Raw genomic sequence first — 2,060 nt, forward strand, 5'->3', positions numbered from 1 at the left:
GGGTTGCAGGCGCAGCTCCGGCCCGTCACGCAGCCGCCGCTTCCCGTCGCGCCGCGTCCGCAGCTGCAGGTCGATCCGGGCGTCCTGCAATAAGACGAGTCGTATCCGCCTGCGCGGGTGCGAAACCGCGGGCCGGGCGACGCGAATGCTTTCTTCGCGGCGATGCTTGGGTTAACAGCCCCCGGAATGGCTGACGCAGAGCAGGATCAACCGGCGGGAGGGCGCTTTGCGGGGCGCGAGCACCGGTTCGCGCTGCGCGTGTATTTCGAGGACACCGACCTGTCGGGCGTCGTCTATCATGCCAATTACCTGCGCTACATGGAGCGCGCGCGGTCGGACATGCTGCGCGTCGGCGGGATCGACCAGCGCGCCGCGTTCGAGGCGGGCGAGGGCTCCTATGCGATCGCAAGCCTCGCCATCCGCTATGCCGCGCCCGCGCGGCTCGACGATGCGCTGGTGATCGTCTCACGGATCACGCAGGTCCGCGCGGCCAGCGTCGCCATTCATCAACGAGTCATGTGCGGCGGGCTTGTCTTGGCCGAGGCGGACGTGGTGGCGGCGCTGATCGCCCCCAACGGCCGGCCGCGACGCCAGCCGCGCGCATGGACTGACATCTACGAACGCCTTGTCTGGCAGGGGGAAGCATGAATCCGGTTCTGACTATGGATAGCGCGACATTGTCGCCGATCCACTTGTTCCTACAGGCCGATCTGGTCGTGAAGGGCGTGATGATCGGGCTGCTGCTCGCCAGCGTCTGGACCTGGGCGCTGATCGTCGCGTTCTGGCGGCGGCTGGGCAAGACGCGCAAGGGGCTGGTGCGGTTCGAGCGCGACTTCTGGAAGGCCGAGGACATCGACGTGTTCTACAAGGCCGAGAGCGAGACCGACCTGCCGTCGGCGCGCGTGTTCGCGGCCGGGGTGACCGAGTGGCGGCGGTCGACCGCGGGCGGCACGATCGACAAGGCCGGGACGCGCGAGCGGCTCGCCACGACGATGGGTGCGGCGGTCGCTCACGAGATCGACACGCTGTCGGACCGGCTGAACGTGCTGGCGACGGTCGGGTCGGTCGCGCCGTTCGTCGGGCTGTTCGGCACCGTCTGGGGCATCATGCGCAGCTTCACGAGCATCGCGGCGGCGCAGAACACCTCGCTCGCCGTCGTCGCGCCGGGGATCGCGGAAGCGCTGTTCGCGACCGCGATCGGCCTGTTCGCGGCCATCCCGGCGGTGATCGCGTACAACCGCTTCAGCCACGGCATCAACCGGATCGAGGCGAGCCTCAACCGCTTTGCCGACGGCTTCCACGCGACGCTGTCGCGGCAGCTGGACGGCGCGCGATGAGCGGCCGGCCGGTGCTGTGCACGGGAGGCGCGTAGATGGCGATGAACCTTCCTTCGGGTCGCGGTCGCGGGCGGCGCGCGCCGATGGCGGACATCAACGTCACGCCGATGGTCGACGTGATGCTGGTGTTGCTGATCATCTTCATGGTGACCGCACCGCTGATGACCGCAGGCGTGCCGGTGAACCTGCCCGATGCGCGTGCCAAGGCACTGGACCAGGAGCAGAAACCCGTCGAGATCTCGATGGATGCGACGGGCGCGGTGTTCATCGATCAGGACCAGATCGGCGAGGACGCGCTGCCGGTACGGCTCGCGTCGATCGCGGCGAGCCGGGCGGTCGGCAACGAGCCGCAGGTGCTGCTGCGCGCGGACCGCAAGCTCGATTACGGCCGGGTGATGCGCGTGATGGGCGAGCTCAACCGCGCCGGGCTGAACCGCGTCGCGCTGGTGACGGTCGAGGGCACCCCCAACTGATGTCGCGGCGGTGATGGGCCCTTGGTGATGGATCGCTCCGAAAAGATCGGATTCGGCGTCGCGCTGGTCGGGCATGTCGTGCTGTTCGCGCTGTTGTCGGTCGGGTTTCTCGACACGCCCGAGCCGCCCAAGCCTGTCCAGCAGCCGATCGACATCAGCCTGGTGCCCGACGTGGCGCTCGAGGCGACCGCGCCGCAATCGGCGGAGACGCCCGCCGAATCGGTCGCGCCCGACGAGGGCACGCCCGAGG

3 protein-coding genes and 1 pseudogene are annotated in these 2,060 nt (G+C 69.1%); all 4 read left to right on the top strand.

The features are described 5' to 3' along the window. The first annotated feature begins 186 nt into the window (after positions 1 to 186). Positions 187 to 648 carry a YbgC/FadM family acyl-CoA thioesterase gene (locus NI18_RS16625; RefSeq protein WP_031440026.1) on the top strand — a complete coding sequence of 154 codons (462 nt, stop codon included), beginning with the start codon at positions 187 to 189 and terminating at the stop codon, positions 646 to 648. Beyond that, a complete protein-coding gene (gene tolQ, locus NI18_RS16630) occupies positions 645 to 1,337 on the top strand; it encodes a protein TolQ (protein ID WP_031440027.1) in 693 nt (230 codons plus the stop codon). Before NI18_RS16625 ends, tolQ begins: the two co-directional genes overlap by 4 nt. Positions 1,338 to 1,372: 35 nt before the next feature. Further along, positions 1,373 to 1,810, top strand: coding sequence for a protein TolR (gene tolR / locus NI18_RS16635; protein WP_037531582.1), 438 nt, complete (start codon positions 1,373 to 1,375; stop codon positions 1,808 to 1,810). A 27-nt stretch (positions 1,811 to 1,837) separates the two neighbouring features. After that, positions 1,838 to 2,060 (top strand): annotated as a pseudogene (locus tag NI18_RS16640) (cell envelope integrity protein TolA); the annotation flags it as partial.

The organism is Sphingomonas sp. Ant20, from assembly GCF_000783375.1.
GTDB classification, from domain to species: Bacteria; Pseudomonadota; Alphaproteobacteria; order Sphingomonadales; family Sphingomonadaceae; genus Sphingomonas; species Sphingomonas aerolata.

What these genes read in the sequence shown, in the direction of transcription:
- NI18_RS16625 (WP_031440026.1), top strand. Translation starts at nt 187, where the DNA reads ATGGCTGACGCAGAGCAGGATCAACCGGCGGGAGGGCGCTTTGCGGGG.
- tolR (WP_037531582.1), top strand. Translation starts at nt 1,373, where the DNA reads ATGGCGATGAACCTTCCTTCGGGTCGCGGTCGCGGGCGGCGCGCGCCG.
- tolQ (WP_031440027.1), top strand. Translation starts at nt 645, where the DNA reads ATGAATCCGGTTCTGACTATGGATAGCGCGACATTGTCGCCGATCCAC.